This is a genomic window from Plastoroseomonas arctica, assembly GCF_018128965.1.
Classification (GTDB): domain Bacteria; phylum Pseudomonadota; class Alphaproteobacteria; order Acetobacterales; family Acetobacteraceae; genus Plastoroseomonas; species Plastoroseomonas arctica.
Genome location: NZ_JAAEDH010000001.1, coordinates 318,505 through 336,139, shown reverse-complemented (window position 1 = coordinate 336,139; position 17,635 = coordinate 318,505). Strand labels below are relative to the sequence as shown.

At 69.4% G+C, this 17,635-nt stretch carries 14 protein-coding genes; 3 read left to right on the top strand and 11 right to left on the bottom strand.

The annotated features are described in order from the left end of the window. Nucleotides 1-57: 57 nt before the first annotated feature. From GXW79_RS01600 to GXW79_RS01565, 8 genes are read right to left on the bottom strand one after another with little or no spacing between them, the layout of a single operon-like run. A complete protein-coding gene (locus tag GXW79_RS01600; RefSeq protein ID WP_367614774.1) occupies nucleotides 58-837 on the bottom strand; it encodes an MBL fold metallo-hydrolase in 780 nt (259 codons plus the stop codon). A 1-nt stretch (nucleotide 838) separates the two neighbouring features. Continuing rightward, nucleotides 839-1,621: a TatD family hydrolase gene (locus tag GXW79_RS01595; protein ID WP_211872451.1), complete on the bottom strand. Its 783-nt coding sequence runs from the start codon at nucleotides 1,619-1,621 to the stop codon at nucleotides 839-841. Further along, nucleotides 1,621-3,159 carry a methionine--tRNA ligase gene (gene metG / locus GXW79_RS01590; protein ID WP_211872450.1) on the bottom strand — a complete coding sequence of 513 codons (1,539 nt, stop codon included), beginning with the start codon at nucleotides 3,157-3,159 and terminating at the stop codon, nucleotides 1,621-1,623. Before metG ends, GXW79_RS01595 begins: the two co-directional genes overlap by 1 nt. Nucleotides 3,160-3,202: 43 nt before the next feature. Beyond that, entirely contained in the window at nucleotides 3,203-4,204 is a 1,002-nt protein-coding gene (locus GXW79_RS01585; RefSeq protein ID WP_211872449.1) for a DNA polymerase III subunit delta', read from the bottom strand. After that, nucleotides 4,204-4,860 carry a dTMP kinase gene (gene tmk / locus GXW79_RS01580; RefSeq protein WP_211872448.1) on the bottom strand — a complete coding sequence of 219 codons (657 nt, stop codon included), beginning with the start codon at nucleotides 4,858-4,860 and terminating at the stop codon, nucleotides 4,204-4,206. The genes GXW79_RS01585 and tmk overlap by 1 nt, the downstream gene beginning before the upstream one ends. Further along, the gene (locus GXW79_RS01575; RefSeq protein WP_246503603.1) at nucleotides 4,853-6,100 is read right to left on the bottom strand and encodes a D-alanyl-D-alanine carboxypeptidase family protein; all 1,248 of its coding nucleotides are present in this window, start codon (nucleotides 6,098-6,100) and stop codon (nucleotides 4,853-4,855) included. The genes tmk and GXW79_RS01575 overlap by 8 nt, the downstream gene beginning before the upstream one ends. A gap of 19 nt (nucleotides 6,101-6,119) precedes the next feature. After that, nucleotides 6,120-6,992, bottom strand: a complete 873-nt coding sequence (locus GXW79_RS01570) for an RlpA-like double-psi beta-barrel domain-containing protein (protein ID WP_211872447.1) — start codon at nucleotides 6,990-6,992, stop codon at nucleotides 6,120-6,122. Further along, nucleotides 6,989-8,020: a lytic murein transglycosylase gene (locus GXW79_RS01565; protein ID WP_211872446.1), complete on the bottom strand. Its 1,032-nt coding sequence runs from the start codon at nucleotides 8,018-8,020 to the stop codon at nucleotides 6,989-6,991. The genes GXW79_RS01570 and GXW79_RS01565 overlap by 4 nt, the downstream gene beginning before the upstream one ends. A gap of 98 nt (nucleotides 8,021-8,118) precedes the next feature. On the opposite strand from GXW79_RS01565, the gene GXW79_RS01560 reads away from it, so the two are divergent. The 3 genes from GXW79_RS01560 (at nucleotide 8,119) to GXW79_RS01550 (ending at nucleotide 14,294) form a co-directional block, all read left to right on the top strand. Beyond that, nucleotides 8,119-9,519: an MmgE/PrpD family protein gene (locus tag GXW79_RS01560; RefSeq protein WP_211872445.1), complete on the top strand. Its 1,401-nt coding sequence runs from the start codon at nucleotides 8,119-8,121 to the stop codon at nucleotides 9,517-9,519. Nucleotides 9,520-9,627: 108 nt separating this feature from the next. Further along, entirely contained in the window at nucleotides 9,628-11,802 is a 2,175-nt protein-coding gene (locus tag GXW79_RS01555) for a GGDEF/EAL domain-containing response regulator (RefSeq protein WP_211872444.1), read from the top strand. Then, a complete protein-coding gene (locus tag GXW79_RS01550) occupies nucleotides 11,799-14,294 on the top strand; it encodes a hybrid sensor histidine kinase/response regulator (RefSeq protein WP_211872443.1) in 2,496 nt (831 codons plus the stop codon). The genes GXW79_RS01555 and GXW79_RS01550 overlap by 4 nt, the downstream gene beginning before the upstream one ends. Before the next feature lie 46 nt (nucleotides 14,295-14,340). Here GXW79_RS01550 and GXW79_RS01545 read toward each other — a convergent pair whose 3' ends face one another. From GXW79_RS01545 to GXW79_RS01535, 3 genes are all read right to left on the bottom strand, one after another. Further along, nucleotides 14,341-15,270 (bottom strand): crotonase/enoyl-CoA hydratase family protein, encoded by a 930-nt coding sequence (locus GXW79_RS01545; protein WP_211872442.1) that lies wholly within the window; start codon nucleotides 15,268-15,270, stop codon nucleotides 14,341-14,343. 249 nt (nucleotides 15,271-15,519) lie between these two features. Next, on the bottom strand, nucleotides 15,520-16,467 hold the full coding sequence (locus GXW79_RS01540; protein WP_211872441.1) for a tripartite tricarboxylate transporter substrate binding protein: 948 nt from the start codon (nucleotides 16,465-16,467) through the stop codon (nucleotides 15,520-15,522). Between the two features lie 81 nt (nucleotides 16,468-16,548). Continuing rightward, a complete protein-coding gene (locus tag GXW79_RS01535) occupies nucleotides 16,549-17,595 on the bottom strand; it encodes a DUF808 domain-containing protein (RefSeq protein WP_211872440.1) in 1,047 nt (348 codons plus the stop codon). Nucleotides 17,596-17,635 lie beyond the last annotated feature (40 nt).

The window sequence follows — 17,635 nt, the reverse complement described above, 5'->3', positions numbered from 1 at the left end:
CGCCCCCGGCCTTGGTTCAATGTGGGGTATCCCCCGGCGTCACGGAAGGCCCCTTGCTCAACCAACCTCCAGCGTCATCCCGTCGAGCCCCGCCTCCACCCCGGCGGGAAGGTTTGCCGCCATCCAGCCGGCGTCGAGGTCGATGCCCATATGGGTCAGAATCACGCGCCGTGGCCGCAGCTCCGTCACCCATTTCAGGACCTGCCCCAGACTCGCGTGCACCCGGTGCGGCTCGCGCTGGAAGCATGCCACCACCCAGGTATCGAGACCATGAAGTGCTGCCAGGGTCGCCTCGGGCATTCGGACCAGGTCGGTCGAATAGGCGAAATCACCGATCCGGATGCCCAGCGTCTCCATCACGCCGTGGTCCTGGGACAGGAAGCGCACCGCGAGGCCGGCCAGATGCGCCGTCTCTCCCGGCTGCACCGGGACGCCGACGAGGGCGGGGCGGAAGAAGAAGGGTGGCGTGGGCGGGAGGAAGGCGTAGTCGAAGCGCCGCCGCAGGGCATCGAGCGTGGCCGGGAGGGCATGCGCCTCCAGCTCGCGGCCGATCGCGCGGTTGATCACACGCAGCTCGTCCACGCCCATGATGTGGTCGGCGTGGTGATGGGTGAACATCAGCGCGTCGATCCGCCCGACGCAGGCGGCGAGCAGCTGCGCCCGCAGGTCGGGGCCGGCATCGACCAGCAGGCGCCGGCCATCGGGGCCCTCGACCAGGATGGCGCTGCGGGTGCGCCGATTGCGTGGATCGGTGGGGTCGCAGGCCCCCCAGATCGGGCCGATCTGGGGAACGCCGGCGGAGGCCCCAGTGCCGAGCAGGGTCACACGGAGCGGCACGTCAGCCGGCATTCGAAACCTTGGTGAAGAGGCGCAGGAAATTGGCCGTCGTCAGCGCTTCGGTTTCCGCGATGCTCAGGCCGCGCACCTCCGCCAGCACCTTGGCGGTGTGGGCCACCATCGCCGGCTCGCAGCGCTTGCCGCGGAACGGGACGGGCGCGAGGTAGGGGCTGTCGGTCTCCACCAGCAGCCGGTCGCCCGGAAGGTCGGCGACGATGTCGCGGATCTCCTGGCTTTTCGGGAAGGTGATGATCCCCGAGAGCGAGACATAGCCGCCCAGCGCCACCGCCCGCTTCGCAAGCTGCCGTCCGGAGGAGAAGCAGTGCAGCAGGAAGTCGAAGGGGCCGCCGCGGGCGTGCTCCGCCTCCAGGATGTCGGCGATATCCTCATCGGCCTGGCGGGCATGGATCGCGAGCGGGACCCCCGCCTGGCGTGCCGCGCGGATGTGGCGCCGGAAGCCTTCCTGCTGCAGGTCGCGCGGCGCCTTGTCATAGAAATAGTCGAGCCCGCTTTCGCCGATGCCGATGATACGCGGATGCGCGGCCTCGGCGACCAGAGCCTCGACCGTCGGCATCTCGCCCTCGCCGGCATTGTGCGGATGGACGCCGATGGTGCCCCAGACGTCGGGGAAGCGCTCGGCCAGGGCCTTCACCGTCGCGGCCTGATGAAAGCGGGTGCCGATGGTGACCAGGGTGCCCACCCCTGCCCCACGCGCACGGTCAACCACGGCGTCGATCTCGGCCTCGGCGAAGTAGTCCAGGTGGCAATGGCTATCGACGAGCATCAGGCGACCGCAGCCTTCGCGAAGATGGGGGATGGGGCCGGCAGGGCAGTGCCCTCCGCCAGGAGTGTGTCGAGCGACGCGAGATCCCGCTGATCCGCGGGCACGCCGAGCTGGTCCAGCAGCGCCGCCATCGTCCCGGGCATGAAGGGCTGCAGGATCGTGGCGAAAACGCGGAGCGCGGTGTGCAGGTTGCGCAGCACAGCGGCCATGCGCGCGAGGTCGGTCTTGCGCAGCGCCCAGGGCTGCTCGCGCGTCACATAACCATTGGCTTCACGAATCGCGGCGAAGATGACGCCGAGCGCGGCATCGAATTTTTGCGCCGAGATCAGCGCGCGCACCTCGGCGACGAGCGGGTCGATCGTGACGTTGATGAAGGCCGCGCCCTCGGCGCCCCCCGCTTCGCCTGGCAGCGCCGGCAGGCGCCCCTCGCAGTTCTTTTGGATGAGCGTGAGCGTCCGTTGCGCGAGGTTGCCCAAGCCATCATTCAGCTCACCGTTGAGCCGCGCGATCAGCGCATTGCGCGAGAAGTCGCCGTCATTTCCGAACGGCACCTCGCGCAGCAGGAAATAGCGCAGCGGGTCGAGCCCGAATTCGTCGATCAGCGCCAGCGGGTCGATCACATTGCCAAGCGACTTGCTGATCTTCTGCCCCTCATTGGTCCACCAGCCATGCGCGAAGACGCGCTTGGGCGGCGGCAGGTCGGCGGCCATCAGGAAGGCGGGCCAGTAGATGGTGTGGAAGCGCAGGATGTCCTTGCCGACGAAATGAACTTCCGCCGGCCAGAACCGCCACAGCGGTGCCTCCTGATCCGGGTAGCCGAGCGCGGTGATGTAGTTCGCCAGCGCGTCCAGCCAGACGTACATCACATGCGCGGGGTCGCCGGGCACCGGCACGCCCCAGGTGAAGCTGGTGCGGCTGATCGAGAGATCCTGCAGGCCGGAGCGCACGAAACTCAGCACCTCGTTCCTGCGCGTCGCCGGCGCGATGAAATTGGGATGCGCTTCGTAGAAGGCGAGCAGCTTTTCCGCCCAGTCGCCCAGCCGGAAGAAGTAAGAAGGCTCGCGCACCCATTCCACCGGGGCACCGCTGGGGGCGAATTTCTGGCCGTCACGCTCGGTCAGCTCGTCCGGGCCGTAGAAGGCCTCGTCGCGCACCGCGTACCAGCCCTCGTAGTGGCCGAGATAGATCTGGCCGTTGGCGACCAGCTTCTCCCACAGGGCGGTGCAGGCGCGCTTGTGGCGTGGCTCGGTCGTGCGGATGAAGTCGTCGTTGGAGAACCCCATCCGCGACGCAAGGTCCCGAAAACTCTGGCTCACCCGGTCGGTGAAGGCCTGCGGGTCCTCGCCGGCATCCTGGGCTGCCTTTTCCACCTTCTGGCCGTGCTCGTCGGTGCCGGTGAGGAAAAAGACCTCGCCCCCGTCGAGCCGGCAGAACCGCGCCATGACATCGGTCGCAAGCGAGGTATAGGCATGCCCGATATGCGGCCTGTCATTCACATAGTAGATCGGCGTGGTCAGATAGATGGGCGGGCGCGGCATCGATGGTCCTGCTCAAGTTGTCGGAGTGGCGCGGAGCCTCGCGTCACGCGCTGTCGGGGCGGAGCCAGGAAAGCCCGGTGAGAACGGCCTGCTTGCGGTCCAGGTTGAGCCGCTCCGTCTCTTCCGCCAGGCGCCCGAGCCTATCCCATAGCCCCGCCCAATCGGCAAGCGGACGCGCGGACACCCAGCCCGGCGCTGTCGTGCCACGCGCGGCATCGGCACTCGCCTCGGCCAGACCTCGGCGCAGCAGCGTGAAGAACAGGCCGAAGGAGGCACCGTTACGATCGGCAGCGAGCCGGTCCGCGATCTGCATGACGCGGACGGGTGTCGGCGCCTGCAGCGCATCCTCGACCATCGCGTGCACCGCGGGACCACCGCTTTCGGCGAGCTGGAGAGCACGGCCCAGAGACCCGCCGGACAGCCGTGCCAGCGCGTGCCGTTCGGCTTCCGCCATCCCCGGCAGCCATTCCGCGATGATCGGGTGGAGCGTCGCATCCGGAAGAGGATGCAGATCGAGGCGCCGGGTGCGGCTGCGGATGGTCGGAAGCAGGCGCCCGGGGGTGGAGGAGACCAGCAGCAGCACCGCGCGGGGGGGTGGTTCTTCCAGCACCTTCAGTATCGCGTTCGCCGCGGCGGGGTTCATCAGCTCGGCGCCGTCGACCACCACCACGCGCCAGCCGCCCTCGGCCGCGGTCAGCGCGAAGAAGCCCGGGATCAGGCGCGCGGCGTCGACATTGATGACGTCGCTGCGCTTGCGGTCGCCCTGCAGGGTGCCGGCCTCGATCGTCAGCAGGTCGGCATGGGCGGCGGCGGCGATACGGCGGAAGACGCTGCTCTCGGCGGGAACATGCAGAAGTGGTGTCGCATCCGGCCGCCCGGCGAGAAGAAAACGCGCGAAGCGATAGGCGAGCGTTGCCTTGCCGACCCCCTCGGGCCCGGCGATCAGCCAGGCATGGTGCAGCCGGTCGGCGCGCGCCGCGCGTTCGAGGGCGGCGGCGGCGTCTTCATGGCCGATCAGCTCGGGATTGGCCCGCGGGTCCAGCATCAGGACGATATGGGGAGCGGATGCGCCGGTTGCCGCACACCTCGGGTCGACACCGCCGCCCAGACCGCGGCGAAGACCGTGTCCGGGTCGCAGCTGGCGTCGATCACCACGCAGCGGTCGGGCTCGGCGGCGGCGATGGCGAGGAAGGCCGCGCGGACCCGGTCGTGGAAGCTGCCTTCCAGCTCTTCGTAGCGGTCGACCACGCCGCGCCGGATGGCGCGGGCATGGCCGAGGCTCACCGGCACATCCATCACCAGCGTCAGATCCGGCGCGAAGTCACCGAGCGCCAGCGCGCGCAGCAGCGACCACACCGTGCGGTCCAGCCCCTGCCCCGCCCCCTGGTAGGCCAGGGTCGAATCGGCGAAGCGGTCGCAGATGACGGTGATGCCGGCCGCCAGTGCCGGCCAGATGGTCCGCACCACATGCTCCCGCCTTGCGGCGAAATGCAGCATGGCCTCGGCCACCGGTTCGAAGCCGGTGCCGTCGAGCAGCAGCCGCCGGATCCGCTCCGCCCCCGGCGACCCGCCCGGCTCGCGCGTGCGCAGCACGGGATGGCCGGCCGCACTCAGCGCCTCGGCCAGGCGCCGCGCCTGGGTGGTCTTGCCGGCCCCGTCCCCGCCCTCGAGCGTGATGAAGCGCGCGCGCGCCTCAGGCACCGAAGACCCAGCGGCCGAGGACGGCCGGCACGCGGGAAAACAGGTTCAGCCGGCCGACATCCGCGCCCGCGATCAAGGGCACCTGCATCGCGGGCACGCCCTGCCCCGCCACCTCCATCCGCCCGATCTCCTGACCGCGAGCGACGGGCGCGGGCAGCGGCGCGTCGTAGCGCAGGCGCACCTGCAGGCGCGAGCGCCAGTTGCGCGGCAGGCTGAGCACGACGTCGCGCCCACCCACCAGCGGCACCGTCGGCCGCTCGCCAAGCCAGACCGGCACCTCCTCGATGGTCTCGGAGGCACGGAAAAGCACCACATTCTCGAATTCGCGGAACGCCCATTCCATCAGGCGTTCGCTCTCCTCGGCGCGCGCCCGCATCGAGGGCAGGCCGTTGATCACCAGGATCAGCCGCCGTTCGCCGCGCTTGACGCTGCCGGTAAGGCCATAGCCCGCCTCCTCCGTATGGCCGGTCTTGAGGCCATCGGCGCCGGCGACGCGGGCCAGCAGCGGGTTGCGGTTTTCCTGCGTGATCTCATGCCAGCGGAAGCTGCGCTCATTGTAGTAGCGATAGTATTCGGGGAAATCGGCGATGATGCGCCGCGCGAGGATGGTGAGGTCGCGCGCGCTCATGCGGTGTTCCGGATCGGGCCAGCCGGTCGCGTTGCGGAAGTTCGAATTGCGCAGGCCGATCCGCTGGCCCGCAGTGTTCATCAACTCGGCGAATTGCTGTTCGGAACCCGAAATCCCCTCGGCGAGCACGATGCAGGCGTCGTTGCCCGATTGCACGATGACGCCGCGCATCAACGCCTCGACCGGGATCGAGGTGCCGAGCTGGACGAACATCTTGGACCCGCCCATGCGCCAGGCGCGTTCGGAGACGGGGAATTCCTGGGTCAGCTGCAGCCGCCCGGCTTTGAGCTGCTCGAATACCACATACATCGTCATCAGCTTGGACATCGACGAAGGCGGCATCCGCTCATCGGCGCTCTTCTCGAGCAGCACCGCGCCGGTATCGGCATCGATCAGCAGCGCTTGGCGGGCCAGCGTGTCCATCGGGCCGAGCGGGCTCTGTGCCGGCGAACCGGCAGGCGCCGCCGCCGCCGGCGCGCGGCGGGGCTGCTGCGGGCGCGCCTGGGCCAAGGCGCCGCCAGGGATCAGCGCCACGGCGCTGCCACCGGCGAGCAGCAGGCGGCGGGACAGTCTGGCGAACAGCGATACCTCGGCCATGATGGCCTCCCTCATGCGCGACTCGCGCGGTGGGTCACTCGACGCGGATGGCAGCCTCGGATACGCCCGAAGACAGCACCCGCTCAAGCACTCGATCGGCCTCGGCGAGGGCCGCGACCGGGCCGATCCGCACCCGGTAGGTCGCACTGGTACCGCGGCCACGCTGTTCGATGCTGGCGCCGAGGGGGCGCAGCCGGGCCAGTTGCAGGTTCGCGGCATCGGCGCGGGAGAAGGTGCCGGCCTCGATCACCAGCACCCCCGGCTGCGGCGATCCCTGGGTGACCGCACTCGGAATCGTCACCTCGGCAAAGCCACTCACGGCCTCGCTCGCCAGCGCTGCGACCGGGCGGATGGCGGAACCACCCGCGTCGCGCGCGCCGGGTGGCGGGGCGAGGCTTTCGGAACTCACGCTGGCACGCGGCGCCGCCTCGACCGGAAGCGCTTCCACCTGGCGCCCGGCGGTCCGGTTCGCGAGCGCCCGGGACATTTCCGCCTCGACCGTGATGCGGAGCTGCGCGGTGCCGCCCTCGGCGATGCCGAGCAAGGCGGCCGATTGCGCCGACAGGCCCAGGATCCGCCCGGCGCGCTCCGGCCCGCGGTCGTTCACGCGCACCAGCATGGCGCGGCCGTTCTCGAGGTTCTGGACGCGCAGCACGGCAGGCAGCTGCAAGGTCCGGTGGGCGGCCATCGGCAGGCGCGCATCCCAGCGTTCGCCATTGGCGGTGAGGCGCGCCGTGCGGTCGGCGAGGGCCTGGCCAATCCCGGTCTCGGAGAGGGCGAAGCTCTCCCGCGGATAGGACCAGACGCCGCCAAGCCGATAGGGCTCGCCCACCAGGTAGCGCGGCTGCGGCGTCGGCCCGAAGCAGCCGGTAAGCACCAGGAGAAACAGCCAGGCGAAATGCCTCAAGCAACCCGCTCCGACAGCAGGCCGACGGCGAGCGCATAGTTCACCGGGGGGTTGTAGCGGCGGATCACCCGGAAATTGGTGAGCCCCAGATACACCTCGCCCGACGTCGAGCGGTTCGGCACCACGATCCCGGCTTCGGCGTCGGTCTGCGGCAGGGCGCCGCCATCGGCGCGACGCCAGCCGGCGCGGGCCCAGTCCCGGAGCGCGCGGCGCGCGTTGGGATCGGCGCTGCCGGGGTCGAAGCCGGTGGGCGCGCGCGCAGCGATGCCCCAGTCCTCGCCTTCGCGCCACCCGAAATGGGCGAAGTAGTTGGCGATGGAGGCCAGGGCGTCGGGCCGGCTGTCCCAGATGTCGCGGCGCCCATCGCCGTCGAAATCCACCGCCAGCCGTTCGAAGTTGGAGGGCATGAATTGCGGCTGGCCCATCGCGCCGGCCCAGCTGCCGCGCATCCGTTCGGGCGTGACGTGGCCGGCGTCGAGGATGCGCAGCGCCGAGAGCAGCTCGCCCCGGAAGTAGCTCGCGCGGCGGCCTTCCCAGGCGAGGGTGGCGAGGCTTTCGACCACGCCGAAGCCGCCGGTATTGCCGCCGTAATTCGTCTCCATGCCCCAGATCGCCACGACGACGCGCGGCGAGACGCGGTAACGCGCCCCGATCCGCTGCAGCAATTCCCGGTTCTCGGCATAGTGCCGCTGCCCGGCCTGGATGCGTGTCGGCGAGACGATGCGGTCGCGGTACTCCTCCCAGGAAAGCACCGTCTCCGCCTGGCGGCGGTCGAGCTCGATCACGCGCTGCAGCGGCCGCACCTGGCCGAGCGCGCGGTTCAGCGTCGCCTCGCGCACGCCCGCACGCCGCGCATCGGCACGCAGCCCGTCGAGGAAGCGGTCGAAGGGGATGGATGGCTGCGGACCATCCTGGACCGGCTCGGCCATGACCGGAGCGGCAATCGGCGTCGGCGCGGGGGACCCGCTTGCGGCGCACCCCGACAGCAATGCGCCGGTGGAGAAGATGAGATGCCGCCTGGTGCCCATGCGCCCTCCCCTGCCACGCAAGGGTGCTTCCCGGCAAGCCGCCTTGCGTCGCGACACAACCGGGACAAAACTGTTGCAGCCTTCAGGAGGAAATAATCATGGCCGCCGTCACCCGCGAGCTCGCCGCGTTCAGCGCCGCCATCCAGCATGATGCCTTGCCCGAGGCCGTCCGCAACCGCACGCGCGCGCTGTTGCTCGACCTGGTCGGCAACATCGTGCGCGGGCGGCATGACGCGGAGAGCACCGCACCCCTGCTGGGCATGGTGCGCGCGCTCGGGCTCGCTGCCGGCGGTGCCGCGGTGTTCGGCGACGCGACGCGATATACGCCGGCCGGCGCGGCGCTGCTCAACGGCGCCCTCGCCCACAGCCTCGACTTCGACGACACCCATGCCGCGGGCAGCCTGCATCCCGGGGCCCCGGTGATTCCCGCCGCACTCGCCGCGGCCGAGATGATGGGTGCCGATGGCAAGACCGTGCTGGCCGCCATCGTCGCCGGGTATGAGGTAACCTGCCGCCTTGCCGTGGCGCTGCCGGCGGGCGACCACTACGACCGCGGCTATCATCCGACCGCCACCTGCGGCGTGTTCGGCGCCGCGGCCGCCGCCAGCCGGGTGTTCGGCCTGAACGCGGCGCAGATCGAGGACGCGTTCGGCGTGGCGCTCAGCCAATCCGCCGGCAGCCTGCAATTCCTCAACAATGGCGCCTGGACCAAGCGCTTCCAGGTCGGCTGGGCGGCGATGGGCGGCCTCGCCGCGGCGCAGCTGGCGCGCGAAGGCTTTCGCGGTGCCGGCGAGTCGCTCGAGGGAAAGGCCGGCTTCCTGCGCGCATACGCTCCGAATCCGGTGCCGGTCCGTGCGCTGCAGGGGCTTGGCGTCGAGTGGGAGCTGATGAACACGGCCGTGAAGCCCTATCCCTCCTGCCGCTATGGCCATGCCGGTGTCGACGCGGCGCTCGCCATCCGTGCCGAACAAGGCCTCAAGGCCGAGGAGATCGACAGCGTCAGCCTGGGTCTGCCCGCCAAGGGCATGCTGCTGGTGGGCCAGCCTCTCGCCTACAAGCAGAACCCGCAGAACGTGGTCGATGGGCAGTTTAGCGGCCCATTCGTGATCGCCTGTGCGCTGGCGCGGGGCCATTTCGGCTGGGACAGCTACGGCTGGATGAACGACGCGGACCTGCGCGCGCTGATGCCGAAGATCGCCTGCGAACAGGACCCCGAGATCGAGGCGGAGTTCCCGACCAACATGTCGGGCAAGCTGACGGTGCGAGCACGTGGCGCGGTTTTCACCCGCAAGGTCGTGGTGCCCAAGGGCGAGCCCGGCAACTTCCTGACCGAGGACGAACTGCGGCAGAAATTCACTGCCCTGTGCGAGGCGGTGCTCGGCCCGGACCGCACCCGCCAGCTCGCGGACGCCATCCTGATGCTCGACCGGGCGCCTGACGTGGCGGGGCTGATGCGGCTCGGCGCGCCCATGATGGCGGCGCGCCTCGCAGGAGAATGATGCACCGCTTACCGCCGAACGGTAACCCAATCGACATGCGAAGCTTGTAAACGCGAAACTCATGCTAGTAATAGCTGGGCTTCAGCAAATGGGCAGGTAATCGCGGTTTTGGAGGCGCACATTCCATCCCTCCTGATCCTTGATGATCAGGACATCAACCGGCGCGTCTACGCGAAGCTCGCGGAGACCGTGTCGCCGGGCGCCAGGATCGATTCTTTCGGTGATCCACAATCGGCGTTTGATTGGCTCGGCGCTCATCAACCCGACGTCATCATAACCGATTACCGCATGCCGGGCATGGATGGCGCCGAGTTCACGCGCAGCGTGCGTGCCATGCCGCATGGCATCGACGTGCCCATCGTGGTGATCACCGCCTATAATGATCGTCGCTTCCGGCTCGACGCGCTCGATGCGGGCGCCACGGACTTCCTGCTCAGCCCCGTCGACCATGCCGAGTTCGGCGCCCGCATCCGCAACCTCATTGCGCTCAACCTGCACCGCAAGATCCTGCGGAACCAGGCCAAGGCGCTCGAGCGGGAACTCGCCGACAGCGAGCGCTCGCGCCAGCGCCTCCTCCATGACAGCCGCGAGGCGCTTGCCCAGGTGATCGACACCCTGCCCGCTCTGATCAGCGCGACCGGGCCGGATGGGCGCTGCGTCTTCGCCAACGCCCATCTGGCCGCCAGCCTCGGCCATGCGCCAGGCGACATCATCGGCCACGACATGGCGCTCCTGCTCGGGGAACGCGGGCCGCGCTCGGCGGATGCGGACCGCCTGGTGTTCCAGTACGGCACCGCCGTCGCGAATCACGAGGAGGAATTCCCCGATCGCGAAGGGCGTACCCGCGTCTTCCTCACGGCCAAGGCGCCGCTTCGCGACGCGGCCGGCGACGTGGTGGCGGTGCTCACCTCCTCGGTCGACATCACCGAGCGCAAGGCCGCAGAGAACAGGCTGCGCCATCTCGCCCACCATGACAGCCTGACCGACCTGCCGAACCGCTTCTCATTGACAGAACGGCTGCCGCGAACGCGCGCCCGAGCCGATGACCAGCGCCTGGCCCTGCACTTCATCGATCTCGACCGCTTCAAGACCGTCAACGACGTCTTTGGCCACCAGGTCGGCGACGGCGTGCTGCGCGCCATCGCCCGGCGACTGCTCGCCGTGGTGCGGGAGGGCGATGTGGTCGCGCGCCTGGGTGGCGACGAGTTCGCGATCGTGCAGGCCGACATCGCCGGGCCCGAGGAAGCCGCCCAGCTGGCCGAACGCGTGGCGGAGACCGTGTCCCGCCCCTTCCTGATCGAGGGGCGCGAGGTTGTGGTCGGCTCCTCCATCGGCATCGCGCTGTCGCCGCAGGATGGCGTCTCGGCCGAGGAACTGCTGCGCCGGGCCGATCTCGCGATGTACCAGGCCAAGGCGGACCGGACCGGCGCCTATCGCTTCTTCGACGCCGGCATGGACGTGCTGGCGCGCCGGCTGATGGTGCTGGAAGCCGATATCCGCAGTGGTCTCTCGCGCGGCGAATTCGTGCTTCTCTACCAGCCGCAACTGTCGCTGCACACGGGCCGCATCAACGGCGTCGAGGCGCTGGTGCGCTGGCGCCAACCCGATGGCAACCTCATCGAGCCCCGCGATTTCCTGCCCTTGGCGGAGGAGACAGGCCTGATCCGGCCGCTCGGCGCCTGGGTCCTCGCCGAGGCCTGCCGCCAGGCGGCCCTGTGGAACCCGCCCGGCGCCCCGTGCTTCCGAGTCGCGGTCAATATCTCGCCGTTGCAGTTGCGCGGGGTCGATCTGATCCGGCTGGTGCAGGCGACGCTGGCGGAAACCGGGCTAGACCCGCGCTGCCTTGATCTGGAGGTGACCGAGAGCGCGGTCATCCGCGACGCGGAGGAGGTGTCGCGCGTTCTGGCACAGCTGCGTGACATCGGGCTCACCATCTCGGTCGATGATTTCGGCACCGGCTATTCGGCGCTCTCCTACGTCAAGCATTTGCCGCTGGATCGGCTCAAGATCGATCGGTCCTTCGTCGAAGGACTGAAGCCGGCCAATGCGGATGCCGCCATCATCGCAGCCATCGTCACCCTTGGTCGCAACCTGCGGCTCGAGATCGCGGCCGAGGGCGTCGAGACCGAAGCCCAAATGCGCGAGCTGGCCGCGCTCGGGTGCGATATCGTCCAGGGCTACCATATCGGCCGGCCGATGACGCCCAAGGCCCTAGCCGCCCTCATCGCCAATCACCCGAACGCCGCACCCTATGCCCAGGCGGTCTCGGCCGCAGCGAAATGACCGTGCTCGCCTGGCTGCGCAACCTGCCATGGCGACCTGCCCACGATATCGCCGTCGACCAATCCGGCAGCGAGGGGGAGATGGCGCTCAACCGCATCGCCTTCTGCTTCGTCGTCGGCGGCTACATGCTGCTGGTGATGCCGGCGGGCTCGGTCGCGATCGAGCAGACCTTGTTCTACGTGGCGCTGTCCGTGGCGTTCTTCATCCACATCCGGGCCTACCCGGAGCCGAATGGCGTTCGCCGCGGAGCCGCCCTGCTGACCGATGTGGGGTTCCTGTCGCTGACGCTCTACGCCGGTGGCGAGCACGCCGCGATCCTGTGGCCGATCTATCTCTGGGCGACGCTGGGCAACGGCTTCCGCTTCGGTGTGGCCTGGCTCTATGGCGCGATGGCGCTGAGCGGTGCCTGTTTCTCTGCCGTGATACTGCTCACGCCGTTCTGGCAGGGCCAGACCCACCTGGCCACCGGCCTTCTCCTCGGCATCGTCGCCGTGCCGCTCTATGCGGCGACGCTGATCAAGAAACTATCGAGCGCGCGGCGCGAGGCGGAGGCGGCCAATGCCGCGAAGAGCATCTTCCTCGCCGGCGTCAGCCATGAGCTGCGCACCCCGCTCAACGCCATCATCGGCATGGGCACCATGCTGCGCACCACGACGCTCGACCATGAGCAGCGCGACATGGTGCGCACGGTTGACGGCGCGGCGCGCTCCCTGCTCGCCCAGATCGAGGGGATCCTCGACTTCGCCAGCATCGAGGCCGGCGCGACGCCCGTCCAGGTCGAGGCGGTGGAGCTCGAACACCTGCTGGGCGAGGTGGACCGCCTGCTGGCAAGCCAGGCCGCCGAGAAGGGCATCGAGCTCTCCTTCCACCTGACCCCGCGCGTGCCGCTGCGGATCCAGGCGGATCCGCGCCATCTTACCGGCATCCTCCTCAACCTCGGTGCCAACGCGTTGAAATTCACCGAGTTCGGCGGTGTCGTCATCGCGGTCGACGCGGTGCCACTGGAGGCTGGCGGCCACCGGCTCCGCTTCGAGGTATCCGACACCGGCATCGGCATTCCGCTCGAGGCACAGTCGCGCATCTTCGAGAGCTTCGCCCAGGCGGATCCGGACACGCTGCATCGCTACGGCGGCACCGGCCTGGGCCTCGCCATCTGTCGGCGCCTCGTGCTCGCCATGGGTGGAGACATTGGCGTGCAGAGCCGCCCGGGCGAAGGCAGCACCTTCTGGTTCGAGTTCGACGGCGGCGCGAGCGCCACCGATGCGCTCGACCCCGGCCCGGCGACGCTGCTGATGATGACCATGCGCGGCAGTGATGGCACGGCGCTCGCGGAGCGCCTGGGGGCGGCCGGGCACCGGATCCAGGCCTGCGACACCACCGAGGCGGTGATGGCCGAGCTTCGCCGCCTGCCGCTACAGGAACGGCGCGCGCTGCTCATCGTGGGCGCGGGCCCGCCGCCGGGCTTCCGCGCGCCGCACTCCCTGCCCGTCATCCTCGCGACGCACGAGGCGCCGCCCGGCCTGCCGCCCGTGCTGATCCGGCGCCTCTGCCGCGTCCGGGTCTCGGCCGAAGCCGATGATCGCGAATTGCGGGCCGCGCTGTTCGCGGCACTCGGCCCCGCCCAGGCGCCGGACGCGCGCCAGCCGATCCCGCTCAGCGCCGCACCCCGCCGCGTGCTCGTGGTCGACGACAACCAGATGAACCGCCGCGTGCTCGGCACCATCCTCGAACGCGCGGGGCACCGCGTGCTGCTTGCGACCAATGGCGAGGAGGCGCTGGACATTCTCGAGGGCAGCGGCGTCGATTGCGTGCTGATGGACCTTAACATGCCGGGCATGGGCGGGGTGGAGGTGGTGAAGCTGCACCGGTTTGCGGCACTCGGGCGCCGGCCGGTGCCGATCGTCGCATTGACCGCGGATGCGACCTCGGATGCGCCGCAGCGCTGCCTGGAGGCCGGGTTTGACGCGTTCCTGCTCAAGCCGGTGGAACCGCGCATCCTGCTGGAGCTGGTCGATCGCCTATCGGCCCAGGCCGAGGCCTCGTCCGACCGCCCCGCGAGCACGCCGGAGACCGTGAAGGTTGCCGCGATCAGCGAGCATCCGCGCTATCGCGCCGGCGGCGGCGGGGCCGCACTCGATCCCCAGGTGATCGGGCGGCTGCTGGATCTGGGCGGCGCCGAGTTCGTGGCGGAACTCGCCGAGGATTTCCTCACCGATGCGCTCGCGCAGCTCGACGGCATGGTCGCCGCCGCCGCCGCGCGCGACATCCTGGCCTTCCGCGCCGCGGCGCACGGCATCCGGAGCATCGCCGCGAACCTCGGCGCGCGCGCGGTCGAGGAGAGCTGCCAGGCCGCCGAATCGCTGCCGCCCGAGGAGTTCACGGCTGCCCACGCGACGCCGGCGCTCGCCGCCCGCATCCGGACGGAGATCGAGCGGGTGCGGCAGTCCCTGCCCGACACCAAGGGTGGCGAACGGCACGGCAATACGGCGTGACCCTCGCGGGCCGGCCCGTAAGTTGGGCCGGCCTTGCGTATACCTCTCACTCTGCGGCCAGCCCGTAAGCCTGCGGCGGCAGGGCCTGGACGCGGCGATCCTGCGCCATGGCCAGGCGCTGCATCTTGCGCAGGTCGTGCTCGCTCACCCCGAGGGCGGCATCGATCCAGATGTCGACGATGTCGGACAATTCGGCATAGGTGACCGGATTGGCGCGACGGCGGGCACGATAGATCGCGAGATGCGCATTGTGCTTCCGGCCCTGTTCCGCAATCAGACGCCGCACCGCGACCTCGCCTTCGCCATCCTCGGCCAGCACGTCGACGACGCCCATCGCGTGCAGCTCCTCGGCGGTATACAGTCGACCGCTCATGATCAGTCGCTCGGCGGCAACCGGGCCGATCTTGCGGTTGAGGAAGCTCGTCGCCCCCATGCCGGGGAAGAGGTTGAACAGGATCTCGGGCAGGCCGAACTTCGCGTGGCGTTCGGCCACGATCAGGTCGTGGGCGAGAGCGGACTCGAAGCCGCCGCCGAGCGCGTCGCCCTGGATCAGCGCGATGGTGATCATCGGCAGGTCGCAGGCGATGTAGTTGTCATAGGCGATGCGGATGCAGGCTTCGCCGTAGCGGCGCAGGGCGGCGCGATTGCCGGCCCGGATGCTCTCGGCGAAATGCACCAGGTCGCCGCCCAGGTTGAACACGCCGGCCGTGCGCGAGGCCAGGACGTGGTACTGAACCGGTGCGTCAAGCTCGAACATGGTCCGAAGTGAACGGTGCACCTCGGCGCAGTCGCGCAGGAGCTCCGCCGTGAAGCACGGGCGTCCGTAGGGGCGCATATGGCACCAGTGGGTCCTGGCGGCCTCGTCGATGGTGATCTCGAGCGTGTCATAGTGGGTGCGAAGCGCACGAGTGCCGGAACTGCGAGGCGAACCCTCCGCAGTGGGGAAGAGTGGCGCCGGCTTGGTTATGCATGTCATAATTCATACTCCGTTGAGGGGCTGCGGAATTGGGTTATCCCGCACTGTAGGGGTGCGCGATGCCCGCTTAATGCGGCGAGCCCATCCACGTTACCTCAAGTAGAATTGACAGACCTATCAACTACCGCTGGTGGCTCCGATTTCGTTATACGTTTGACTTTCGGACCGAGACGATGCCGCACCGATTAAAACGGCCATTTCGGACCTTACTTGGACCTTGAAAAGCGAGGCCAGAATGGGTTGCTCCGTTCAGCCAAGCTGGATATCGAGGCGGCGCAGCAGGGGTGCCCAGCGATCCCGTTCGCGCTGGAGGAAATTCGAAAATTCACCGACGCTGCCGCCTGCGGAGAGAATGCCTTCCGCCAACAGCCGGTCCTGCAGAAGCGGGTCGACGAGCGCAGCCGCGGCGGCCGCATTGAGGCGCTCGATCTGTGCCGCAGGCGAACGGGCGGGTGCGAGCAGGCCGAACCAGGTCACCGCGACCGTTCCGGGCCAGGCTTCCTCGAAGCAGGGTTCCGTCGGCCGGTTCGGCAGCCGCCGCTCGCCGGTCCATGCCACGATACGCGCCCGGCCGGTGCGTTCCCCGGCAATCGCCGAGGCGCCGCCGACCAGCATGGCGTCGAGGGTTCCGGCGAGAACGTCGTTCAACTGCGGTGCGTCGCCGCGATAGGGCACATCCTGCCAGCGAAGGCCGAGTCGTTCCTCGATCAGCGCGCCGGCGATGTGGTTGAAACTGCCGCGGCCATTATGGCCCCAGTTGATACGTCCTGGATTGGCGCGGATATGCGCCACGAACTCCGCCATGCCGGAGGGCAGGCCGTTGCGCACCGCGATCGCGAAGGGCAGCGTCGCAACATGGGCGACCGGGGCGAAGTCCTCGACCCGGTACGGCAGGTTGCGACCGATCAGCGGGTTGATGGTGAGCGTCGTGCCCGAGGACATCAGCAGCGTCAGGGCATCGGGTGCCGAGCGGGCCACGTATTCCGCCCCAATGATGGTCTGCGCGCCGGGCCTGTTCTCGGTCAGCACGGGCTGTCCGAGCAGCGGCGCCATGCGCTCGGCGAGCAACCTGGCGGTGACGTCGGTGGACCCGCCGGGCGGGAAAGGCACGATGATCACGATCGGGCGAGCGGGCTGTGCCAAGGCCGGTGCAGCCAGAAAAAGCCCGCCCAAGGCGCGGCGCGCGATGTCGGCCATGGTCCCCTCCCCTCGTTTTGGCCGAGCCTGCCCTGTCCGCCGGCGCGTGGCCAGCGAACGGTTCGCCCGGGGAAGTGAGGGTCAGGGCGTGTGTCGCGCCTCCACGCCGCGGATGCGCGCGACGGCGGGAAACACCGCCCTGTGCAGAACCACGACCAGCGCCCCGCCGACGACAAGGCCGAACAGCCCTGAACCAGCGGCGGTCACCAGCCACTCGAGGGCGCCGCCGATCGCGGGCACAGCGAGCGCGCTGGCGTGCGCGGCACCGTGCAGCGCGTGGCCGAGGCTGCCATGGCCGAATTCCTCCAGGCCATGGATGATGATGCCGCCACCGACCCAGACCATCGCCGCCGTCCCCACCAGCCCCAGCAATTTCAGGAAGCCCGGCATGCCGCTCACAAGGCCTCGGCCGATCGCCTGGGTGACCGGGCGAAGAGCGCGGTCGGCGCCAGAGGGCGTGCCGGTGGCGCCGCGCAAGCCGAGCAGGCTTCGCGCCGGCGCCTCGTTCACGGCGAGCGAAATGCCGGCATCATCCGCCTTCACGATCAGCGCGACGACGCCGTAGACCGCGACCGTGATGCCGACGCCGACGGCCGCCAGGACGACGCACTGAATCCAGAAGGCCGAATCCGGCATGGTTCCGAGCGTGATCGCCATGATCTCGGCCGAGAGGATGAAATCCGTCTTGATCGCGCCGCGGACACGCTCCTCCTCGAGCAGCTTTGGATCGGCAGGGGCTGCGCCGGCATCAGGCGCCATCTCCGCCGCGTGCGGCCAGACCATCTCCAGCACCTTCTCGGCACCTTCGTAGCAGAGGAAGCCCCCGCCCAGCATGAGAAGCGGCGTGACCGCCCAGGGTGCGAACAGGCTGAGCGCCAGCGCCGCCGGCAGCAGGATCAGCAGCTTGTTCTTCAGTGAGCCCACGGCGATGCGCCGCACGATCGGCAATTCGCGGCTCGCCGCGAAGCCCACGACGTAGCGCGGGGTCACTGCCGCGTCGTCGATGACGACGCCCGCCGCCTTGGCACCCGCCTTTGCCGCCTGGCCTGCGATGTCGTCGAGAGACGCCGCCGCGACCTTGGCGAGGGCTGCGATGTCATCCAGCAAGGCAATCAGACCGACGCTCATGACTTCTCCCGATAAATGGATGTTCGGTAATGCACGAACG

Excerpts from the sequence above, each read along its gene's own strand:
- GXW79_RS01595 (WP_211872451.1), bottom strand. The coding sequence starts at position 1,621 with ATGCTCGTCGATAGCCATTGCCACCTGGACTACTTCGCCGAGGCCGAG.
- metG (WP_211872450.1), bottom strand. The coding sequence starts at position 3,159 with ATGCCGCGCCCGCCCATCTATCTGACCACGCCGATCTACTATGTGAAT.
- GXW79_RS01585 (WP_211872449.1), bottom strand. The coding sequence starts at position 4,204 with ATGCTGGACCCGCGGGCCAATCCCGAGCTGATCGGCCATGAAGACGCC.
- GXW79_RS01575 (WP_246503603.1), bottom strand. The coding sequence starts at position 6,100 with ATGAGGGAGGCCATCATGGCCGAGGTATCGCTGTTCGCCAGACTGTCC.
- GXW79_RS01565 (WP_211872446.1), bottom strand. The coding sequence starts at position 8,020 with ATGGGCACCAGGCGGCATCTCATCTTCTCCACCGGCGCATTGCTGTCG.
- GXW79_RS01560 (WP_211872445.1), top strand. The coding sequence starts at position 8,119 with ATGGCCGCCGTCACCCGCGAGCTCGCCGCGTTCAGCGCCGCCATCCAG.
- GXW79_RS01550 (WP_211872443.1), top strand. The coding sequence starts at position 11,799 with ATGACCGTGCTCGCCTGGCTGCGCAACCTGCCATGGCGACCTGCCCAC.
- GXW79_RS01545 (WP_211872442.1), bottom strand. The coding sequence starts at position 15,270 with ATGACATGCATAACCAAGCCGGCGCCACTCTTCCCCACTGCGGAGGGT.
- GXW79_RS01540 (WP_211872441.1), bottom strand. The coding sequence starts at position 16,467 with ATGGCCGACATCGCGCGCCGCGCCTTGGGCGGGCTTTTTCTGGCTGCA.
- GXW79_RS01535 (WP_211872440.1), bottom strand. The coding sequence starts at position 17,595 with ATGAGCGTCGGTCTGATTGCCTTGCTGGATGACATCGCAGCCCTCGCC.